General features: G+C 62.6%; 17 protein-coding genes. 5 read left to right on the plus strand and 12 right to left on the minus strand.

Going from position 1 to position 16,285, the window contains the following annotated elements:
* Positions 1-44: 44 nt before the first annotated feature.
* The 7 genes from I2G20_RS13605 to I2G20_RS13635 all read right to left on the minus strand — a co-directional run bounded on the left by I2G20_RS13605 (position 45) and on the right by I2G20_RS13635 (position 6,223).
* Complete coding sequence (locus I2G20_RS13605; protein WP_196260272.1) at positions 45-431, minus strand: COG4315 family predicted lipoprotein; 387 nt, start codon at positions 429-431, stop codon at positions 45-47.
* A gap of 156 nt (positions 432-587) precedes the next feature.
* Positions 588-1,139, minus strand: a complete 552-nt coding sequence (gene rplS / locus I2G20_RS13610) for a 50S ribosomal protein L19 (protein ID WP_196260273.1) — start codon at positions 1,137-1,139, stop codon at positions 588-590.
* Between the two features lie 119 nt (positions 1,140-1,258).
* Complete coding sequence (gene trmD / locus I2G20_RS13615; protein WP_196260274.1) at positions 1,259-1,957, minus strand: tRNA (guanosine(37)-N1)-methyltransferase TrmD; 699 nt, start codon at positions 1,955-1,957, stop codon at positions 1,259-1,261.
* Complete coding sequence (gene rimM, locus I2G20_RS13620; protein ID WP_246473083.1) at positions 1,954-2,520, minus strand: ribosome maturation factor RimM; 567 nt, start codon at positions 2,518-2,520, stop codon at positions 1,954-1,956. Before rimM ends, trmD begins: the two co-directional genes overlap by 4 nt.
* Before the next feature lie 6 nt (positions 2,521-2,526).
* Positions 2,527-2,952, minus strand: coding sequence for a 30S ribosomal protein S16 (gene rpsP, locus I2G20_RS13625; RefSeq protein ID WP_196260275.1), 426 nt, complete (start codon positions 2,950-2,952; stop codon positions 2,527-2,529).
* A gap of 42 nt (positions 2,953-2,994) precedes the next feature.
* On the minus strand, positions 2,995-4,554 hold the full coding sequence (ffh, locus tag I2G20_RS13630) for a signal recognition particle protein (RefSeq protein ID WP_196260276.1): 1,560 nt from the start codon (positions 4,552-4,554) through the stop codon (positions 2,995-2,997).
* A gap of 235 nt (positions 4,555-4,789) precedes the next feature.
* The gene (locus tag I2G20_RS13635) at positions 4,790-6,223 is read right to left on the minus strand and encodes a methyl-accepting chemotaxis protein (protein ID WP_196260277.1); all 1,434 of its coding nucleotides are present in this window, start codon (positions 6,221-6,223) and stop codon (positions 4,790-4,792) included.
* Positions 6,224-6,418: 195 nt separating this feature from the next.
* Between I2G20_RS13635 and dapF the strand changes: the two genes are divergently transcribed.
* The 4 genes from dapF to I2G20_RS13655 are packed head-to-tail and all read left to right on the plus strand — an operon-like array spanning position 6,419 to position 10,454.
* Positions 6,419-7,288, plus strand: a complete 870-nt coding sequence (gene dapF, locus I2G20_RS13640; protein WP_196260278.1) for a diaminopimelate epimerase — start codon at positions 6,419-6,421, stop codon at positions 7,286-7,288.
* Positions 7,285-8,547 (plus strand): tRNA (N(6)-L-threonylcarbamoyladenosine(37)-C(2))-methylthiotransferase MtaB, encoded by a 1,263-nt coding sequence (mtaB, locus tag I2G20_RS13645; protein ID WP_196260279.1) that lies wholly within the window; start codon positions 7,285-7,287, stop codon positions 8,545-8,547. Before dapF ends, mtaB begins: the two co-directional genes overlap by 4 nt.
* A complete protein-coding gene (ftsY, locus tag I2G20_RS13650; protein WP_196260280.1) occupies positions 8,544-9,761 on the plus strand; it encodes a signal recognition particle-docking protein FtsY in 1,218 nt (405 codons plus the stop codon). Before mtaB ends, ftsY begins: the two co-directional genes overlap by 4 nt.
* A 3-nt stretch (positions 9,762-9,764) precedes the next feature.
* Entirely contained in the window at positions 9,765-10,454 is a 690-nt protein-coding gene (locus I2G20_RS13655; RefSeq protein ID WP_196260281.1) for a septation protein A, read from the plus strand.
* Here the strand turns inward: I2G20_RS13655 and I2G20_RS13660 are convergent.
* Genes I2G20_RS13660 through ccmA form a run of 5 tightly spaced genes read right to left on the minus strand, consistent with a single transcriptional unit; the run spans position 10,451 to position 13,230 of the window.
* Entirely contained in the window at positions 10,451-11,005 is a 555-nt protein-coding gene (locus tag I2G20_RS13660) for a DsbE family thiol:disulfide interchange protein (protein ID WP_196260282.1), read from the minus strand. The genes I2G20_RS13655 and I2G20_RS13660 overlap by 4 nt on opposite strands.
* Positions 11,005-11,172: a heme exporter protein CcmD gene (locus I2G20_RS13665; protein ID WP_196260283.1), complete on the minus strand. Its 168-nt coding sequence runs from the start codon at positions 11,170-11,172 to the stop codon at positions 11,005-11,007. The genes I2G20_RS13660 and I2G20_RS13665 overlap by 1 nt, the downstream gene beginning before the upstream one ends.
* A complete protein-coding gene (locus I2G20_RS13670; RefSeq protein ID WP_196260284.1) occupies positions 11,169-11,951 on the minus strand; it encodes a heme ABC transporter permease in 783 nt (260 codons plus the stop codon). The genes I2G20_RS13665 and I2G20_RS13670 overlap by 4 nt, the downstream gene beginning before the upstream one ends.
* Positions 11,948-12,610 carry a heme exporter protein CcmB gene (ccmB, locus tag I2G20_RS13675; protein ID WP_196260285.1) on the minus strand — a complete coding sequence of 221 codons (663 nt, stop codon included), beginning with the start codon at positions 12,608-12,610 and terminating at the stop codon, positions 11,948-11,950. Before ccmB ends, I2G20_RS13670 begins: the two co-directional genes overlap by 4 nt.
* On the minus strand, positions 12,607-13,230 hold the full coding sequence (gene ccmA, locus I2G20_RS13680; protein ID WP_196260286.1) for a heme ABC exporter ATP-binding protein CcmA: 624 nt from the start codon (positions 13,228-13,230) through the stop codon (positions 12,607-12,609). The genes ccmB and ccmA overlap by 4 nt, the downstream gene beginning before the upstream one ends.
* A 255-nt stretch (positions 13,231-13,485) precedes the next feature.
* Between ccmA and acnA the strand changes: the two genes are divergently transcribed.
* A complete protein-coding gene (acnA, locus tag I2G20_RS13685; protein WP_196260287.1) occupies positions 13,486-16,260 on the plus strand; it encodes an aconitate hydratase AcnA in 2,775 nt (924 codons plus the stop codon).
* The last annotated feature ends 25 nt before the right edge of the window (positions 16,261-16,285 follow it).

A 16,285-nucleotide genomic window follows, 5' to 3' on the forward strand; every position in this document is an offset into this window, starting at 1 on the left:
CGGGCGGCCAGGAAATTTCCCATGCCTCCCAGACAAACCCCTCCTCAGGGACGCGCGACGTCCCAATTGCCACCGACCCCGTCGCCGGTGGTCTGGCCCGGCTCGGTATCCCCGACCCAATAATAGAGCGGCATGCCCTCCTTGGCCCACTGCACCGTACCGTCATTGCGGGTGACGAGCGTATAGCCGTCTCCTTCTGTCGCGCCTTCTTCGGCAAAGAACGGCGGCCAGTTCTGGGCGCACTGATCGTAGCAGTTGGAAACGCCCGGCGCGTCGTTCCGGAAGGTGTATAGGACAAAGCCTTCGGCGTCGGCGATCACATCGCCGATATCTGTCGTAGCCGTCGTGACGGGCGCTTGCGCAAATGCCGCCGTGGCAAAAAGGACAATTCCCGCCGTCAGTGCGACGGGCAGGCGTAGTGACTTTAACATGATCGGGGTCTCCTGCCTCTGTTTGCGGGACGGCCTGCACCGCCCGTGACAAAGATGAGACACCGCAGGCCGCGATTTTATTCCCTCAAGGGGCAAAAAAGAAAACCCGGCCACATGGACCGGGTTCTCAAATTCCTGCCGCCAGAGAGCCAGAAGCTATTCGCTCTTGATTTCTTCCGCTGCGGGGGCTTCGGCCTCTGCTGCTGCAGCCGCTTCAGCAGCAGCTGCCGCTTCCTGTGCGGCGAGCTCGGCAGCCAGCGCCTCGGCGGCGGCGACCTTTTCGGCTTCACGCGCGGCCTTCGCGTCGGAGGCAGCCTGACGCTCATCGGCCTCGATACGCCGCGTGCGGGCGTTGGTCGATTCAAAGATACGGGCAGACTTGCCGCGGCGGTCGCGCAAGTAATAGAGCTTGGCGCGGCGCACCTTGCCGCGCTTCAAAACCTCGACGCGATCGATCATCGGGGAAAGGACGGGGAACACGCGTTCCACACCTTCGCCATAGGAGATCTTGCGCACCGTGAAGCTTTCCATGAGGCCCGAACCCGAACGCGCAATCACAACGCCTTCATAAGCCTGGAGACGTTCCTTCTCGCCTTCACGGATGCGCACCCACACCTTGACCGTGTCGCCGGGAGAGAATTCGGGCACTGCGCGCTTGGCGACAAGGGCCTCGGCCTGCTCTTTTTCGAGCTGCTGAATGATGTTCATATCGAAAATCCGTTCTGATCTTTTCACTGGAGCCCCTTGAGGAGCCCGGTCTTGTTTGGACGGAGAGGCGTCTGCCTCGTTCAGTCGAGCGCGGCTATAGAGCAAATACCCCCGGGAGTCTAGGGTTTTTGCTTACGCGCGGCCCAGAGATCGGGGCGGCGGTCCTGCGTCAGGGCCTGCGCCTGTTCGCGCCGCCATTTTTCCACCCGGCCGTGGTCGCCCGAGATCAGCACAGGGGGTATCTCGCGCCCCTCGAAGACCTGCGGGCGGGTAAACTGCGGATATTCGAGAAGCCCGTCTTCAAAACTCTCGTCCGCATGGCTTTCCTCGGCCCCGAGCACGCCCGGCAACAGCCGCACCACCGCTTCGAGCAGCACCATCGCCGCGACCTCGCCCCCGGCAAGCACGTAGTCGCCGATCGAGATTTCCTCAAGGTCACGCGCCTCGATCACCCGCTGGTCCACCCCCTCGAACCGCCCGCAGACAATGACCGCGCCCGGTCCCGCGGCCAGCTCGCGCACGCGCTTCTGGGTCAGCGGCGTTCCGCGCGGGCTCATGAGAATTTTCGGGCGTGGATCGTCTTGGGCGGCCGTATCGTCGATGGCGGCGGCGAGTATGTCGGCCCGCAGCACCATGCCCGCGCCGCCACCCGAAGGTGTATCGTCGACCGTGCGGTGCTTGTCGCTCGCATAATCGCGCAGGAAGCGCGTTTCGAGCGACCACGCCCCGTTTTCAAGCCCGCGCCCGATGACCGAAGCGCCGAGCGGACCGGGAAAGAGATCGGGAAAGAGCGTTATGATCGAAGCATAAAAGCTCATTGATCTTCGCTCTCTTCCTCGGGATCGCGCGGGGTCTCCTCGAGCCACCCTTCGGGGGGAACCGCTATGAGATAGCCCTTCCCGAGCTCGATTTGAGGGACGACCGCTCGGGTAAAGGGCAAATAAACCGACTTTCCGGTTTCCCTGAGCCTGACGTCGAGAAGATCGTCAGCCCCGAAATTGCTGACCGCCGTCACCACCCCGAGCACCGAACCGTCTTCAAGCCGGGCTTCGAGCCCGATCAGGTCGGCGTGATAGAACTCGTCCTCGTCCGGCGCATCGAGCCGTTCGCGCGAGACGAACAGCGATACGCCATTGAGCCTTTCCGCCGCGTTGCGATCGAAAATGCCCTCGAGCGAGGCGATGACGACGTTTTTGGCGAGCCTTGCCCTGGTGATCGAAACCGTGAGCCCTGGCCGGTCGGTCTCGAACGGTCCGTAGCTCGCAATGGCAAGGGGGTCTTCGGTATGAGAGGCGATGCGCACCTCGCCCTTTATCCCATGGGCCGCACCGATGCGGCCCATGAGAATGCGCTTTAAAGAGTCTGTGCTCTTTGCAGCCAAGGAATTTTACTCTGCAACCGCTTCTTCGGCAGCAGGAGCTTCGGCGGCAGGAGCTTCCTCGACCGGGGCGGGGGCTTCTGCTGCCTGCTTGGCGGCCTCTTCGGCGGCCTTCTTTTCCTCGAGGCGCTCAAGCGCCTTGGCGCCCGGCTTGGCCTTTTCGGGGTTGTTGCGCGCGGTGCGCTTCAAAAGGCCGGCGGCATCGAGGAACCGCTCCACGCGATCTGTGGGCTGGGCACCGATATTGAGCCAATGGGTGGCACGCTCGGTATCGAGCACGACGCGCTTTTCGTCGTCCTTGGCAAGCATCGGATTGTAGGCGCCGATGCGCTCGATCACGCGCCCGTCGCGCGGGGCGCGGGCATCGGCGATGACGATGTGGTAGTAGGGGCGCTTTTTCGAGCCACCGCGTGCAAGGCGAATCTTGATTGCCATTTTTTGACTTCTCTTTTCTTTTCGTCAGTTGGTTTTAAAGGGTTATTTCTTCTTTCCCGGCAGGCCGCCAAGGCCTGGCAGTCCAGGGAATTTCTGGTTGCCGCCAAGACCTGGAAGTCCCGGCAGCCCGCCCGTGCCGGCTTTAGCCGCGAGCTTTGAAAAGTCGTCCGGCAGCTTGGAAGGGTCGGGCCCCATCTGCTTTGCCATCGCTTCGATCTGCGCCGGATCCATATCGGGTATTCCGCCGCCCCCGAGCATCTTCTTGCCGATCCCGCCGAACATGCTGGCGAGCCCGCCGGCGCCGCCGCGCGATACCTTTTTCATCATGTCCGCCATCTGGCGGTGCATCTTGACGAGCTTGTTGATCTCGGAAACCTCGACCCCCGCACCTGCAGCGATGCGCTTGCGGCGCGAAGCGTTCAAAAGGTCCGGCTTTTCGCGTTCCTTTTTCGTCATCGACTGGATGATCGCGATCTGGCGGTCGAAGACCTTGTCGTTCATCTTGTCAGTCGGGACGTTCTTGGCCATCTGCCCCATGCCCGGCATCATCTTCATCAATGACGCCATGCCGCCCATCTTTTTCATCTGCTGAAGCTGGCCCATCAGGTCCTCGAGATCGAACTGACCCTTCTTGAGCTTCTTGGCCATCTTCTGGGCGTCTTGTGCCGAGACGGTCTCGGCCGCCTTTTCGACGAGCGAGACGATATCGCCCATGCCCAGAATACGGTCGGCGATGCGCTTGGGATGGAAATCCTCCAAAGCGTCCATCTTTTCGCCGACACCGATCAGCTTGATCGGCTTGCCGGTCGCGGCCCGCATCGAAAGCGCCGCACCGCCGCGCCCGTCGCCATCGACGCGCGTGAGGACGATGCCGGTAACATCGACGCGTTCGTCGAACGCGCGTGCCAGATTGATCGCGTCCTGGCCGGTGAGGCTATCGGCGACCAGGAGAATTTCGTGAGGATTGGCGACACGCTTGATCTCGGCCGTCTCGGCCATCAGATCTTCGTCGATATGGGTGCGGCCCGCTGTATCGAGCATCACAACATCGTAGCCGCCGGTCTTTCCCGAAGAGATCGCGCGCCGGGCGATCTCGACCGCCGACTGGCCGGGAACGATTTCGAGCGTATCCACCCCGATCTGCGCGCCGAGCGTCTGCAATTGCTCCATCGCCGCCGGGCGGCGCGTATCGAGCGAAGCGAGCAGGACCCGCTTGTTTTGTTTTTCCTTGAAACGCTTGGCGATCTTGGCGGTGGTCGTCGTCTTGCCCGAACCCTGAAGACCCACCATCAGGACCGGCACCGGCGCCGGCGCGTTGAGCGATATGGCAACAGCCTCTTCACCCAAAACCGCCACCAGTTCGTCATGGACGATCTTGACCACCTGCTGGCCCGGCGTCACCGAGCGGGTGACCTCCGCGCCGACCGCGCGTTGCCCGACCTGCTCGGTAAAGGCGCGCACGACTTCGAGCGAAACGTCGGCCTCGATCAGCGCCCGGCGCACCTCGCGCAGCGCAGCATCGACATCCGATTGGCTGAGCGCACCCCGCCCCGTAAGGCCGGAAAAGATTTTGCCCAGGCGATCTGAAAGGCTTTCAAACATGAATCCGCTCGCTTTGTTTCTGCCGGTCCTTGAACGAAACCCGAATATGGGCACAGACTGTCCCGAGAAAAAGTCTCGGCGCCGGCCAAAAGCAAATGACACCCGCGGGCGCAACGCGCTGGCGGATGTTGACCGGCAACCTCTCGGGTAGCCCAGTGACTCGGTTTCCATCATGGCTGACAGAAGGTCGAGGCGGCTTATAAGTGCAAAGCCGCCCGGGAGTCAATTAATCGCGTTATTCGACCTTGTAGGCGAGCCGCAGCCCACCCCAATGCTTGCCGTTGACCATGATCGGTGCCGAGCAGTCCTTCATCAATGCGAACTGCCCCCCACCCATGTCGCGCCTGTAGGTCTGGACGAGGAACGGCTTGGTGTTGCGCCCCGCGGCCAGCCCGGTTCGGTCGTCGAATATCCGCCGGTTGCGGCAGTTCGAGACGTTCCAGACCGGATCGGGACCCTGGGGGTGGGAATAGATCTTGTTGTGGGTGGGCAAATATCCGTTGCGATCGACGGCCGCGCAGAATGTGACGCGAGGATCCAGCTTGAGAACGGGCTCCTGGACTGCGGGCAGGACGCGGTCGGTAAATTCGGTGAACCGCGTCATTACCTGCTTGGGGTTAGAGCCCCTGATCTCGCGGTAGTCGGTATCGAAGAGATCGCTCATCGAAATCTCTCCAGCCCCCACCGCCGCCTCGAACAGCGAGCCGATCCGGTCGGCTTGCGCGCGCACCTCGTCGATGAACGGCGTGTCGGCCGTCTCGACCCCGCTGTCGGCGACAAACAGGATGAACTCCTCGGAAATCGTGAGAATGGACTCCGCGCGCCGCTCAGCGGCATCGAGATGGTTCTTGGAGCGGACGATCGAGGCGGAAAGCCCATCGAGCCCGGCCTGCACGGCGGCAAAACCCTCGACGTTGGATTCGACCGGTCCGCGCATCGATTCGATACCCTTGACCAGCGCATCGGCCGATCCCACGACCCGGGCGAGGCTTTCGGTTGCCTCGGCCGCCGCCGCATTATGTCCCGCCGCTTCGTTCGCAGCGTCGGCATTGGCCTGCGCCTGAGCACCGAGCTCGGCGAGCGCGGTTTTCATCGAGGCAAGCTGGCCCGTGATCTCGCCCGAAAATCCGTGAATCTGGTCGGCAAGCGTCTTGACGGCCTGTGCGATGATGGCAAATCCGGCCCCCGCTTCGCCGGCCCGTGCCGCCTCCACGCTGGCATTGAGCGCCAAGAGCTTGGTTTCGCGCGCGATCTGGCCGATCGAGGCGCTGGCGGCATTGACACGCGCCGTCGTCTCTTCGACCGTCACCAGAGTGTCGCGAACCTTGAGCGCGCCTTGCCCGAGAGCGCTCATCGTGCGGGCGCTCGAATGGACGACGTCACCCAGGACGTCGGCGCTTTTCCCGATCACGTCGCGCGTGTCGTGCGCGGCGGCCAGGGTCTCGTTCATCACCTTGTCGAGCGTGGCATTGGCCGCGCTCATCTCGCGCGCCGCCTCGATTGCGCCGCGCGTTGCCTGACTTTGGGCCTTGCCGTCTTCCGTCAGGTCCGAAATCAGCCCGACAATGTCGGCAATGGCAACGCCAAGCCGCCCGACACGTTCACCGATTGGCGCCAGAACATGTTCCGGCGCACGCTCCCCACCGCGCACCTCCATAATCTGCGTCATCCGTTATTTTCCTCCAAACGGCGGATGTAATCTGCCCAACATATGGGCAATCCCGTAACAAGTGCTTAACCACGTTCGTACCCTGGGCCGGCGCGGATTTGAGTCCGGACGCTAGAAATCGGCGCACTTTTCCTCCATATAGACCCTGAACCGGTGTGAAGGCCGGACACCCGGCAATTGAAGCGAACACTGATCATGGCTGCAACAGCGCTGCCTTTCGTCAAGATGAATGGACTGGGGAACGACTTTGTCGTGCTCGACGCGCGGCAAGGCCCGATTGCGCTCTCGGCCAGCGAGGTGCGCGCCATTGCCGACCGCCGGACCGGCATCGGCTGCGACCAGTTGATTATCATCGAACCCGATACCATCGCGGGTGTCGATGTCTTCATGCGGATCTATAATGCCGGGGGCGGCGAGGTCGATGCCTGCGGCAACGCAACCCGGTGCGTTATCGCCACGATTGCCGCCGAAAAGGGTTCCGACAGTGCCACCATCCGCACCAATGCCGGTATTCTTAATGGGACGGTCTCCGGCGAAGTGGTGACTGTCGACATGGGCACGCCGCGCTTTGCGTGGGACCAGATCCCCCTTGCCGAGCCCTTCGCGGACACCACGGGGATCGAACTGCAGATCGGCCCGATCGACGCGCCCGTGCTGCATACGCCCTCGGTCGTCAATGTCGGCAACCCGCACGCCATCTTCTGGGTCGAGGACGTCGACGCCCACGATCTCGGGCGCTTCGGCCCGCTGCTCGAAAATCACCCGATCTTTCCCGAGCGCGCCAACATCACCATCGCGCAAGTACTTTCGCCCGACCGCATAAGGGTGAGGGTCTGGGAGCGCGGCGCAGGCCTAACCCTCGCCTGCGGCACCGCCGCCTGCGCAACAGGTGTCGCTGCCGCCCGCAAGGGCCTGACCGACCGCAAGGTGACGATAGAACTTCCCGGCGGCCCTCTTATGATCGAATGGCGCGAAAGCGATGATCGCATCCTGATGACCGGCGCGTGGTCTCGCGACGGTGAGGGCGTGATCCCGCCTGAAATGCGCGCAGGTGATGCCGCGTGAGCATAGAAACGATCACCTTCGGGTGCCGCCTAAACGCTTATGAATCCGAAGTCGTCAAGACCGAGGCGGCAAAATCCGGGCTTTCGGACGCCATCATCGTCAACACCTGCGCAGTGACCGCCGAAGCCGTGCGACAGGCCAAGCAGGCCATCCGCAAGGCACGGCGCGAAAACCCGGACACGAAAATCATCGTCACCGGCTGCGCCGCACAGACGCAAGGACGTGATTTCGGCGACATGCCCGAAGTCGATCTGGTTCTTGGCAATGACGACAAGCTCAAGGCACAAAGCTATACCCCGCTCGTCTTCGGCGAAAAGCTCAACGACAAGGTGCAGGTCAACGACATCATGAGCGTGACCGAGACCGCCGGGCACCTGATCGACGGACTCGACGGCCGTGCCCGCGCCTTCGTCCAGGTGCAGAACGGATGCGATCATCGCTGCACCTTCTGCATCATCCCCTTTGGCCGCGGTCCCTCGCGCTCGGTCCCGATGGGAGTGGTGGTCGACCAGATCAGACGACTGGTCGATAACGGTTACAGAGAAATCGTCCTGACCGGGGTCGATATCACCTCCTATGGCGGTGATCTGCCGGGCACCCCCACGCTTGGCAGACTGGTCCTGTCCATCCTCAAGCATGTCCCGGACCTTCCGCGCTTGCGGATTTCCTCGATCGATTCCGTAGAGGCCGATCCGGCACTTTACGACGCGGTGACCGACCTCCGCCTGATGCCTCACCTCCACCTTTCGCTTCAGTCGGGCGACGACATGATCTTAAAGCGCATGAAGCGCCGCCATTCGCGGGACGAGGCGCTCGGGATCACCGAAAAACTGCGCGGCCTGCGGCCCGAGATGGTTTTCGGGGCCGACATCATCGCCGGTTTTCCGACCGAAACCGATGCCATGTTCCAGAACACTCTCGATTTCGTTACTGAGGCCCGCCTGACATACCTGCACGTTTTTCCCTTCTCGCCCCGCGAGGGGACGCCCGCGGCCCGGATGCCACAGGTTGCCAGACGCATCGCCCGGGATCGCGCCGCTCTCCTGCGCGCAGCCGGCGAGGCCCGCTATCGGGAACTGTGCGAAAGCCGGGTGGGGATGACCGAAAATGTGCTCATCGAGCGCGAAGGGCTGGGCCGAACAGAGCAGTTCGTTCCCGTGGCGCTCGATGCCGGAAGCCCCGGCGAGATCGTGGCCGTCGAGATTGCCGCTGCGACCCGCGACGGACTTGCCGCCCATCCGCACAGGTGCGCGGCATGAGCGAGGACAAGACAAAAAAACCGAGCTTCTGGGAGCGCCTGTTCGTCGGCGAGGCCAAGCCGCAACCTTCCGAGGAACTGAAGGACGCCGAGGCCGAGGCGCACAATGTTGCTCCCGATGCCGCACCGCCCGAAATGCAGGCCGAATGGGTGCGCGCCGGCCACCCGAATCCGCCCGAACACGAACCGCCCGTCCCCGAGGACGTGCAAAATCCTCTCGAAAAACCCGACGCGCTGGAAAAAAAGCTCGCTTCCGACGAAGTCGCGCAAGCCGAGGCCGGAGAAGAAAGGCGGCAAGGTTGGTTCGAGCGCCTGGGCGCGGGCCTCAAGCGCTCCTCGGACAACCTCACCGCCTCGATCGGCGCGATCTTTACAAAGAAAAAGCTCGACGAAGCAACGCTTTCCGATCTCGAGGATATCCTGATCGCCGCCGATCTGGGCATCGAGACCGCTATTGCGATCACAGAAAAGCTCAGGGCCGAAAAGTTCGACAAGGATATCGCGCCCGAAGAGGTACGCGCTGCGCTCGCCGATGAGGTGGCTTCGGTCCTTACCCCCGTCGCGATCCCCCTCACCGTCGATCCGGGCAAAAAGCCTTTTGTCATCCTCATGGTCGGGGTCAACGGCTCGGGCAAGACGACGACCATCGGCAAGTTGACCGCCAAGTTCAAGGCGGCCGGAAAGTCCGTGCTTCTTGCCGCCGGTGATACCTTTCGCGCCGCCGCGGTCGAGCAATTGCAGGTCTGGGGCCAGCGCAACGCGGTCGAGGTCCTGACCCGCCCCACAGGCGCCGATGCGTCGGGGCTTGCCTTCGATGCCGTCGCAAAAGCGCAGGAACTGGGCACCGACATCGTCATTATCGATACGGCAGGGCGGCTTCAGAACCGTACCGAATTGATGGACGAATTGGAAAAGATCATCCGGGTGATCAAGAAGCGCGACGCGAGCGCTCCCCACGCCACGCTTTTGACGCTCGACGCGACAACCGGGCAGAATGCCCTTAATCAGGTTGAAATCTTCGGCCAGAAGGCCGGCGTCACCGGTCTGGTGATGACAAAGCTCGATGGTACGGCCCGCGGAGGCATCCTCGTGGCCATCGCAAGAAAATTCCGGCTGCCCATTCATTTTATCGGCGTGGGCGAGGCGATCAGCGATCTTGAAGCGTTCGACCCGAACGATTTCGCGCAGGCGATAGCCGGCAGAGACAGGGACTAGACGATGACCCAGGCGCAACCGCAGAAAGACGAAGTCAATTGGGATGAGCTCAGGCCCCAATTGATAAAGCTGGCCCTCGAGCTCGGGCCGCTCGTCGTCTTTTTCATCGTCAATGCGCAAGGCGAACGCATTCTTTCAGCCTTCCCAGCGCTCCAGAACTGGTTCAGCCAGCCGATCATCTTTGCGACCGCCGTTTTCATGGTGGCGATGGTCATCTCGCTGGTTCTCTCGAAGCTGATCATGAAGCGCATCCCCGTGATGCCGCTGGTGACGGGCGTTGTCGTCCTCGTCTTTGGCGGCATGACGCTTTACTTTCAGGATTCGCTCTTCATCAAATTAAAGCCCACCATCACCAATGTGCTCTTCGGGACAACGCTTCTGGGTGGGCTCGTTTTCGGTCAGTCCTTGCTGCGCTACGTCTTTGGCGAGGTCTATCGGCTCAAGGATCGCGGCTGGTATCTGCTGACCCTGCGCTGGGGGCTGTTCTTTTTCGTTCTCGCGGTCCTCAACGAGATCGTCTGGCGCAATTTTTCCGACGATTTCTGGGTGGCCTTCAAGGTCTGGGGCATCATGCCGCTGACCATGATCTTTGCCATGAGCCAGGTGCCGCTGCTGACGAAATTCGCGCCCGACGCCAAAGGGGCCGGCGACCCGGTCAAGGCCGCCGCGACAGGTGCGGAAGCCGAGACCTAGGTCTGGGCAGCCGCGGCAATCGCCGGCAGCAGGCGGGTTTCATAGCTTTCCGCGCTCAAGGGCCCGACATGCTTGAAAGTGATGATCCCTTCGTTATTGACAACGAAGGTCTCCGGCACGCCGTAAACGCCCCATTCGATCCCCACCCGCCGGTCGCGGTCCGCACCGATCGCATCATACGGATTGCCCAACTCGATGAGGAACGCCCGTGCATTGGGCCCCGGGTCGTCGTAATTGATCCCGTAAATGCTCACCCCGTCGCGCGTCGCCAGATCCATGAGATAGGGGTGCTCGTCGCGGCACGGCACGCACCAGCTGGCAAAGACGTTGACGACGCTGACCCCCTGCCCGGCAAGGTCGGCCGTCGACAGTCCGGGTTGGTCGTGCCCCTCCACGGGGGGAAGCGAGAATTCCGGCACTGGCTTGTCGATCAACGCCGAGGGCACGAAATTGGTGTCCCGCCCCATCTGGGCGGCGAAAACAACCACCAGCGCAACCAGTGCAACCAGTGGCATAACGGCGAGGAAAATCCGCAGGCGGTTTGAAGCCATCAGCTTCTCGCCGCGCGTTGCTGCTCGCGCTGGGCTTCGAGCGTTGCGGCCCGCGCCCGCGCCCGCCATCCGTCCAGGACCGTCCAGCCGATGAGCGCGCCGACCACCGCAAAGCACCCAAGATAGGCTGCCATGATGAATTCCCAGTGCTGGCCGAGCGCGATCATTGGGCCCCTCCCGCAGCGCGCGCTGCCGCAAGCTCGAGTGTCCTGATCCGTCGCTTGACGATCTCGGTACGCATCCGCACGAGATGGAGCGTCAAAAAGAGCACGGAGAATGCCCCCGACATCACGAGGAGGGGCAAAAGGATTTCCGGGGCGATTGTGGGCCCGTCGAGCCGGAAGACCGAGGCTGGCTGATGCAGGGTCTGCCACCAGTCGACCGAAAATTTGATGATCGGAATGTTGATCGCCCCGACCAGCGTCACGACCGAAACGAAACGTGCGGCCTTCAACTGGTCGTCAAAGGCGCGCCAGAGCGCGATGATTCCCAGATAGATGAACAAGAGAACCAGCGTCGAGGTCATGCGCCCGTCCCATTCCCAAAAGGTGCCCCAGGTGGGCCGCCCCCAGAGTGCGCCCGTATAAAGCGCGATGGCCGTGAACACCGCTCCGAGCGGGGCGGCGGCCTTCTGGCTCACATCGGCCATCGGATGGCGCCAGACGAGCGTGCCGATGGCCGAGACGAACATCACCGCATAGCAGAACTGGCTCAGCCAGGCAGTGGGCACATGCACATACATGATCCGCACTGTATCGCCCATCTGGTAGTCGGGGGGCGAGGCGAGAAAGGCGAGATAGAGCCCCCACGCCATCAAACCGGCCGTGAGAAGGATCAGCGGGATGACGAGATGGCCCGACCAGCCCAGGAAAAGCCCGGGATGGGCGATCCGGGTCCAGAACCCCGGCTTGGGTGCTTGTGTATCGACCGATGCCAATCTCTTCATTCCCCGGCAATGCGCAAGGCGGCGGCGGCGGCGAACGGGATCAGCGCCACGGCGGCAAGCGCCAGCGCCGCCAACAAAAGAAACGCCTGCCCCGACGCTCCCGGAACCATGGGAGCCATCGCGCCGGTGCCGAAAATAAGCACAGGCAGGCTCAGCGGCAAGACAAGAACCGGCGCGACGAGCCCGCCGCGCTTGAGGCCAACTGTCACAGCCGCCCCCACTGCGCCGAACGCGACAAGCGCGGGCGTACCGAGCAGGAGCGAAAAAGCCGCCAGCCCCAGGGCCGTTCCGTCCATGCCCAGCATCAGCGCAAGGATCGGCGTTGCAGCGATGATCGGCAGGCCGGTCAAAATCCAGTGACCCAGCATTTTCGCGGCCACGACAGCCTCGAGCGGCAAGGCCCCGTGGCGCAGGACATCGAGCGTTCCGTCGGCAAAATCGCTTTTAAACAGCCGCTCATTGGACAGAAGCTGGGCCAGAAGCGCCGCCACCCACACGATGGCCGGTGCCAGCCGGGCCAGGAGCGATCGGTCGGGCCCGATGGCGAACGGCAGCACGGTTGCCACGATCACGAAAAAAAGCACCAGCGTCAGCATATCGCCGCCCTGGCGCAGACCGAGCCTGAGGTCCCGGCCCACAATTGCCAAGAACGCCCTCATGCGCGGCGATCCAGAACAAGGCGCCTGGCGCCACATCCATCCCCATAATCGATATCGAGATGGGTCGCGACCACCGCTATTCCGCCCGCCGATAGGTGTTTCGCTATCAACCTGCCCACCCAGCGTGCGCCCTCGATATCGAGCGCGCTCGTAGGCTCGTCGAGCAACCACACCGGGCGCGGCACGGCCACGAGTCGGGCCAGCGCCAGCCGCCGCGTCTGCCCCGCGGACAGAATGCCCGCATCGAGTCCACCGATTGCCGCCAGCCCCGCAGCAGCAAGCCCCTCTGCAACGTTCTCGCGCGTGGCGCCCAGCACATCGGCCCAAAAGGAGAGATTTTCCGCAACTGTGAGGCCCGCCCGCACCGCTGGCTTGTGCCCCAGATAATGCAAAAGCGTACGGTTCTCGGTCTCCTCCCCACCCCCCGTCCAGTCAATCCGGCCCGATTGGAGCCCGATGAGTCCAGCAAGAGCAAGGAGCAGCGAGGACTTGCCCGACCCGTTCGGACCGCGCACCTCGAGTGCCTCCCCAGGCGGAAGTTCAAAGCCCACCCCGGCCAGAATCGGCTGGCCGCCGCGCACCAGCACGAGATCTTCAACCTTGAGACCGGTTTCCGGCATACGAAAAATAACCCTCGATCAGGGTATTTAGCTCTATTGAACGAAAGTCCGGACTGGCAAGTGCAAATCGGATTCATTATAGAGGGGACACTTTGGCGGATCGGGCACGTTTGGAGCCCGGCTGCGCCATAAGCCTCCGCTTGTGCCGGTGGCCAGCATCGTTTCATGGCTCGTGGGGTGAGCCTGCCGCGATTGGCCGTTTGGCCCGGTTTCATTCGGGGGTGCCCCGGAACCGAGCAAGACAAGGCGGATCGCGTGACCGATAAATCCAATAGCTTTAACGCAAAAAAGTCCCTCACCGTTGGAAACAAGGCCTATACGATCTTTTCGCTTGCCGAGGCGGAAAAGAACGGACTCGACGGCATTTCGCGTCTTCCGCATTCGCTGAAGGTGGTCCTTGAAAACCTCCTGCGCTTTGAGGACGACCGCACCGTCAAGGCCGACGACATCAAGGCCGTCAAGGCCTGGCTCGCGGACAAGGGCAAGGCCGGCCATGAAATTTCCTATCGCCCGGCGCGCGTCCTGATGCAGGATTTTACCGGCGTTCCCGCCGTCGTTGACCTCGCCGCCATGCGCGACGCCACCGCAAAGCTCGGCGCCGATCCCCAGAAGATCAACCCATTGGTCCCCGTTGACCTTGTCATCGACCACTCGGTGATGGTCGACTATTTCGGCACGCCCGGCGCCTTCGAGCAGAACGTTGCCCGCGAATATGAGCGCAATGGCGAGCGTTATGAGTTCCTGCGCTGGGGCCAGTCGGCGTTCGAGAATTTCCGCGTCGTCCCCCCGGGAACGGGCATCTGCCATCAGGTGAACCTCGAATATCTCGCCCAGACCGTCTGGACCCGCGAGGAGAACGGCGAGGTTACCGCCTATCCCGATACGCTCGTGGGCACCGACAGCCACACCACCATGGTCAACGGCATGGCCGTGCTCGGCTGGGGCGTCGGCGGCATCGAAGCGGAAGCTGCCATGCTCGGCCAGCCCATTTCGATGCTCATCCCCGAAGTCATCGGTTTCAAGTTCACCGGCAAGCTACCCGAAGGCATCACCGCCACCGACCTCGTGCTGCACGTCACCGAAATGCTGCGCAAGAAGGGCGTCGTCGGCAAGTTCGTCGAGTTCTACGGCGCAGGGCTCTCGAACCTCTCGCTCGAGGACAAGGCGACCATCGCCAACATGGCACCCGAATATGGCGCGACCTGCGGCTTTTTCCCAATCGACGCCGAAACCATCAAATATCTCAACGATTCGGGCCGCGAGCCCGACCGTGTCGCTCTGGTCGAAGCCTATGCCAAGGCGCAGGGCATGTTCCGTACCGATACCGACGCGGATCCGGTCTTCACCGATACGCTCGAGCTCGACCTTTCGACCGTGGTGCCTTCGCTCGCCGGCCCCAAGCGCCCGCAGGATCGCGTGGCGCTCTCCGAAGCCTCGACTGCCTTCGTCAAGGCTCTCGAAGACATCACCGGCGGCCGCCGCGAGCCCACCAAACCGCCCGCCGACAAGCAGGAATCGCGCTTTGTGGATGAAGGCGCCACCGGCGTCCACGATACGCCCGAGGACAACGATGCGATCAACAAGGGCTATCCCGTCGCAGGCGCCGACTATTGCATCGACGATGGCGACGTGGTGATCGCCGCGATCACCTCATGCACCAACACCTCCAACCCCTCGGTGCTGATCGCGGCCGGACTCGTCGCCCGCAAGGCCCGCGCGCTGGGACTTAGCCCCAAGCCCTGGGTCAAGACCTCGCTCGCCCCGGGCAGCCAGGTCGTCACCGAATATCTTACCAAGTCCGGACTCCAGGAGGATCTCGACGCGCTCGGCTTCAATACCGTCGGCTATGGCTGCACGACCTGTATTGGCAATTCCGGCCCGCTCGATGAGAACATCTCCAAATGCATCAACGACAACGACCTCGTTGCCGTCTCGGTGCTCTCGGGCAACCGCAATTTCGAGGGGCGCGTCAACCCTGACGTGCGGGCCAACTATCTCGCCTCACCACCGCTCGTCGTCGCCTATTCGCTGCTCGGCACGATGACGAGGAACATCACCACCGACCCGCTCGGCACCGATAGCAACGGCAACCCCGTCTATCTGAAAGACATCTGGCCGTCCTCGGCCGAGGTTGCCGAAGTCCTGCGCTCGGCCATTTCGGTCGACATGTTCAAGCGCCGCTATGGCGACGTGTTCAAGGGCGACAAGCGCTGGCAGGAGATCAAGGTCGACGGCGGCGAAACCTACAAGTGGAACTCCTCCTCGACCTATGTGCAGAACCCGCCATACTTCGAGGATATGAGCCTCACGCCCAAGCCGATCACCGATATCGAGAACGCGCGCGTGCTCTCAATCTTCCTCGATTCGATCACAACCGACCACATCTCCCCGGCCGGTTCGTTCAAGGCAGGTACCCCGGCCGGCAAATATCTGGTCGAGCGGCAGGTCTCGCCCATCGACTTCAACTCCTACGGCGCACGCCGCGGGAACCATGAAGTGATGATGCGCGGCACCTTCGCCAACATCCGCATCAAGAACCAGATGCTCGACGGCGTCGAGGGCGGCTTCACCAAATCGCCTTCCGGCGAAATCGTGCCGATCTATGACGCGGCGATGGAATATAAGGCCAAGGGCACTCCGCTCGTCATTTTCGCGGGCAAGGAATACGGCACCGGCTCGTCCCGCGACTGGGCGGCCAAGGGTACGACGCTTCTGGGCGTGCGCGCCGTTATCGCCCAGAGCTTTGAGCGCATCCACCGCTCCAACCTTGTCGGCATGGGCGTATTGCCGCTGGTTTTCAAGGATGGCGCGAGCTGGCAGAGCCTGGGGATCACGGGCGACGAGACCGTCTCGATCCGCGGCCTCGCCTCGATCGAGCCGCGCCAGACACTCGAACTCGACATCACCTATGGCGACGGCAAAAAGGAAATCGTGCCGGTGCTGCTACGCATCGATACGCTGGACGAACTCGAATACTATCGCCACGGTGGCATCCTGCACTATGTGCTCAGGAACCTCGTTGCGGCATAAACCGCTGCAAATCCGGATTTCAAAA

The organism is Pelagibacterium limicola (genome assembly GCF_015694405.1).
Lineage (GTDB): Bacteria > Pseudomonadota > Alphaproteobacteria > Rhizobiales > Devosiaceae > Pelagibacterium > Pelagibacterium limicola.

What these genes read in the sequence shown, in the direction of transcription:
- I2G20_RS13660 (WP_196260282.1), bottom strand. Translation starts at nt 11,005, where the DNA reads ATGGCTTCAAACCGCCTGCGGATTTTCCTCGCCGTTATGCCACTGGTT.
- I2G20_RS13655 (WP_196260281.1), top strand. Translation starts at nt 9,765, where the DNA reads ATGACCCAGGCGCAACCGCAGAAAGACGAAGTCAATTGGGATGAGCTC.
- trmD (WP_196260274.1), bottom strand. Translation starts at nt 1,957, where the DNA reads ATGAGCTTTTATGCTTCGATCATAACGCTCTTTCCCGATCTCTTTCCC.
- dapF (WP_196260278.1), top strand. Translation starts at nt 6,419, where the DNA reads ATGGCTGCAACAGCGCTGCCTTTCGTCAAGATGAATGGACTGGGGAAC.
- I2G20_RS13670 (WP_196260284.1), bottom strand. Translation starts at nt 11,951, where the DNA reads ATGAAGAGATTGGCATCGGTCGATACACAAGCACCCAAGCCGGGGTTC.
- rpsP (WP_196260275.1), bottom strand. Translation starts at nt 2,952, where the DNA reads ATGGCAATCAAGATTCGCCTTGCACGCGGTGGCTCGAAAAAGCGCCCC.
- ccmA (WP_196260286.1), bottom strand. Translation starts at nt 13,230, where the DNA reads ATGCCGGAAACCGGTCTCAAGGTTGAAGATCTCGTGCTGGTGCGCGGC.
- I2G20_RS13665 (WP_196260283.1), bottom strand. Translation starts at nt 11,172, where the DNA reads ATGATCGCGCTCGGCCAGCACTGGGAATTCATCATGGCAGCCTATCTT.
- I2G20_RS13635 (WP_196260277.1), bottom strand. Translation starts at nt 6,223, where the DNA reads ATGACGCAGATTATGGAGGTGCGCGGTGGGGAGCGTGCGCCGGAACAT.
- ftsY (WP_196260280.1), top strand. Translation starts at nt 8,544, where the DNA reads ATGAGCGAGGACAAGACAAAAAAACCGAGCTTCTGGGAGCGCCTGTTC.
- ccmB (WP_196260285.1), bottom strand. Translation starts at nt 12,610, where the DNA reads ATGAGGGCGTTCTTGGCAATTGTGGGCCGGGACCTCAGGCTCGGTCTG.
- ffh (WP_196260276.1), bottom strand. Translation starts at nt 4,554, where the DNA reads ATGTTTGAAAGCCTTTCAGATCGCCTGGGCAAAATCTTTTCCGGCCTT.
- rplS (WP_196260273.1), bottom strand. Translation starts at nt 1,139, where the DNA reads ATGAACATCATTCAGCAGCTCGAAAAAGAGCAGGCCGAGGCCCTTGTC.
- I2G20_RS13605 (WP_196260272.1), bottom strand. Translation starts at nt 431, where the DNA reads ATGTTAAAGTCACTACGCCTGCCCGTCGCACTGACGGCGGGAATTGTC.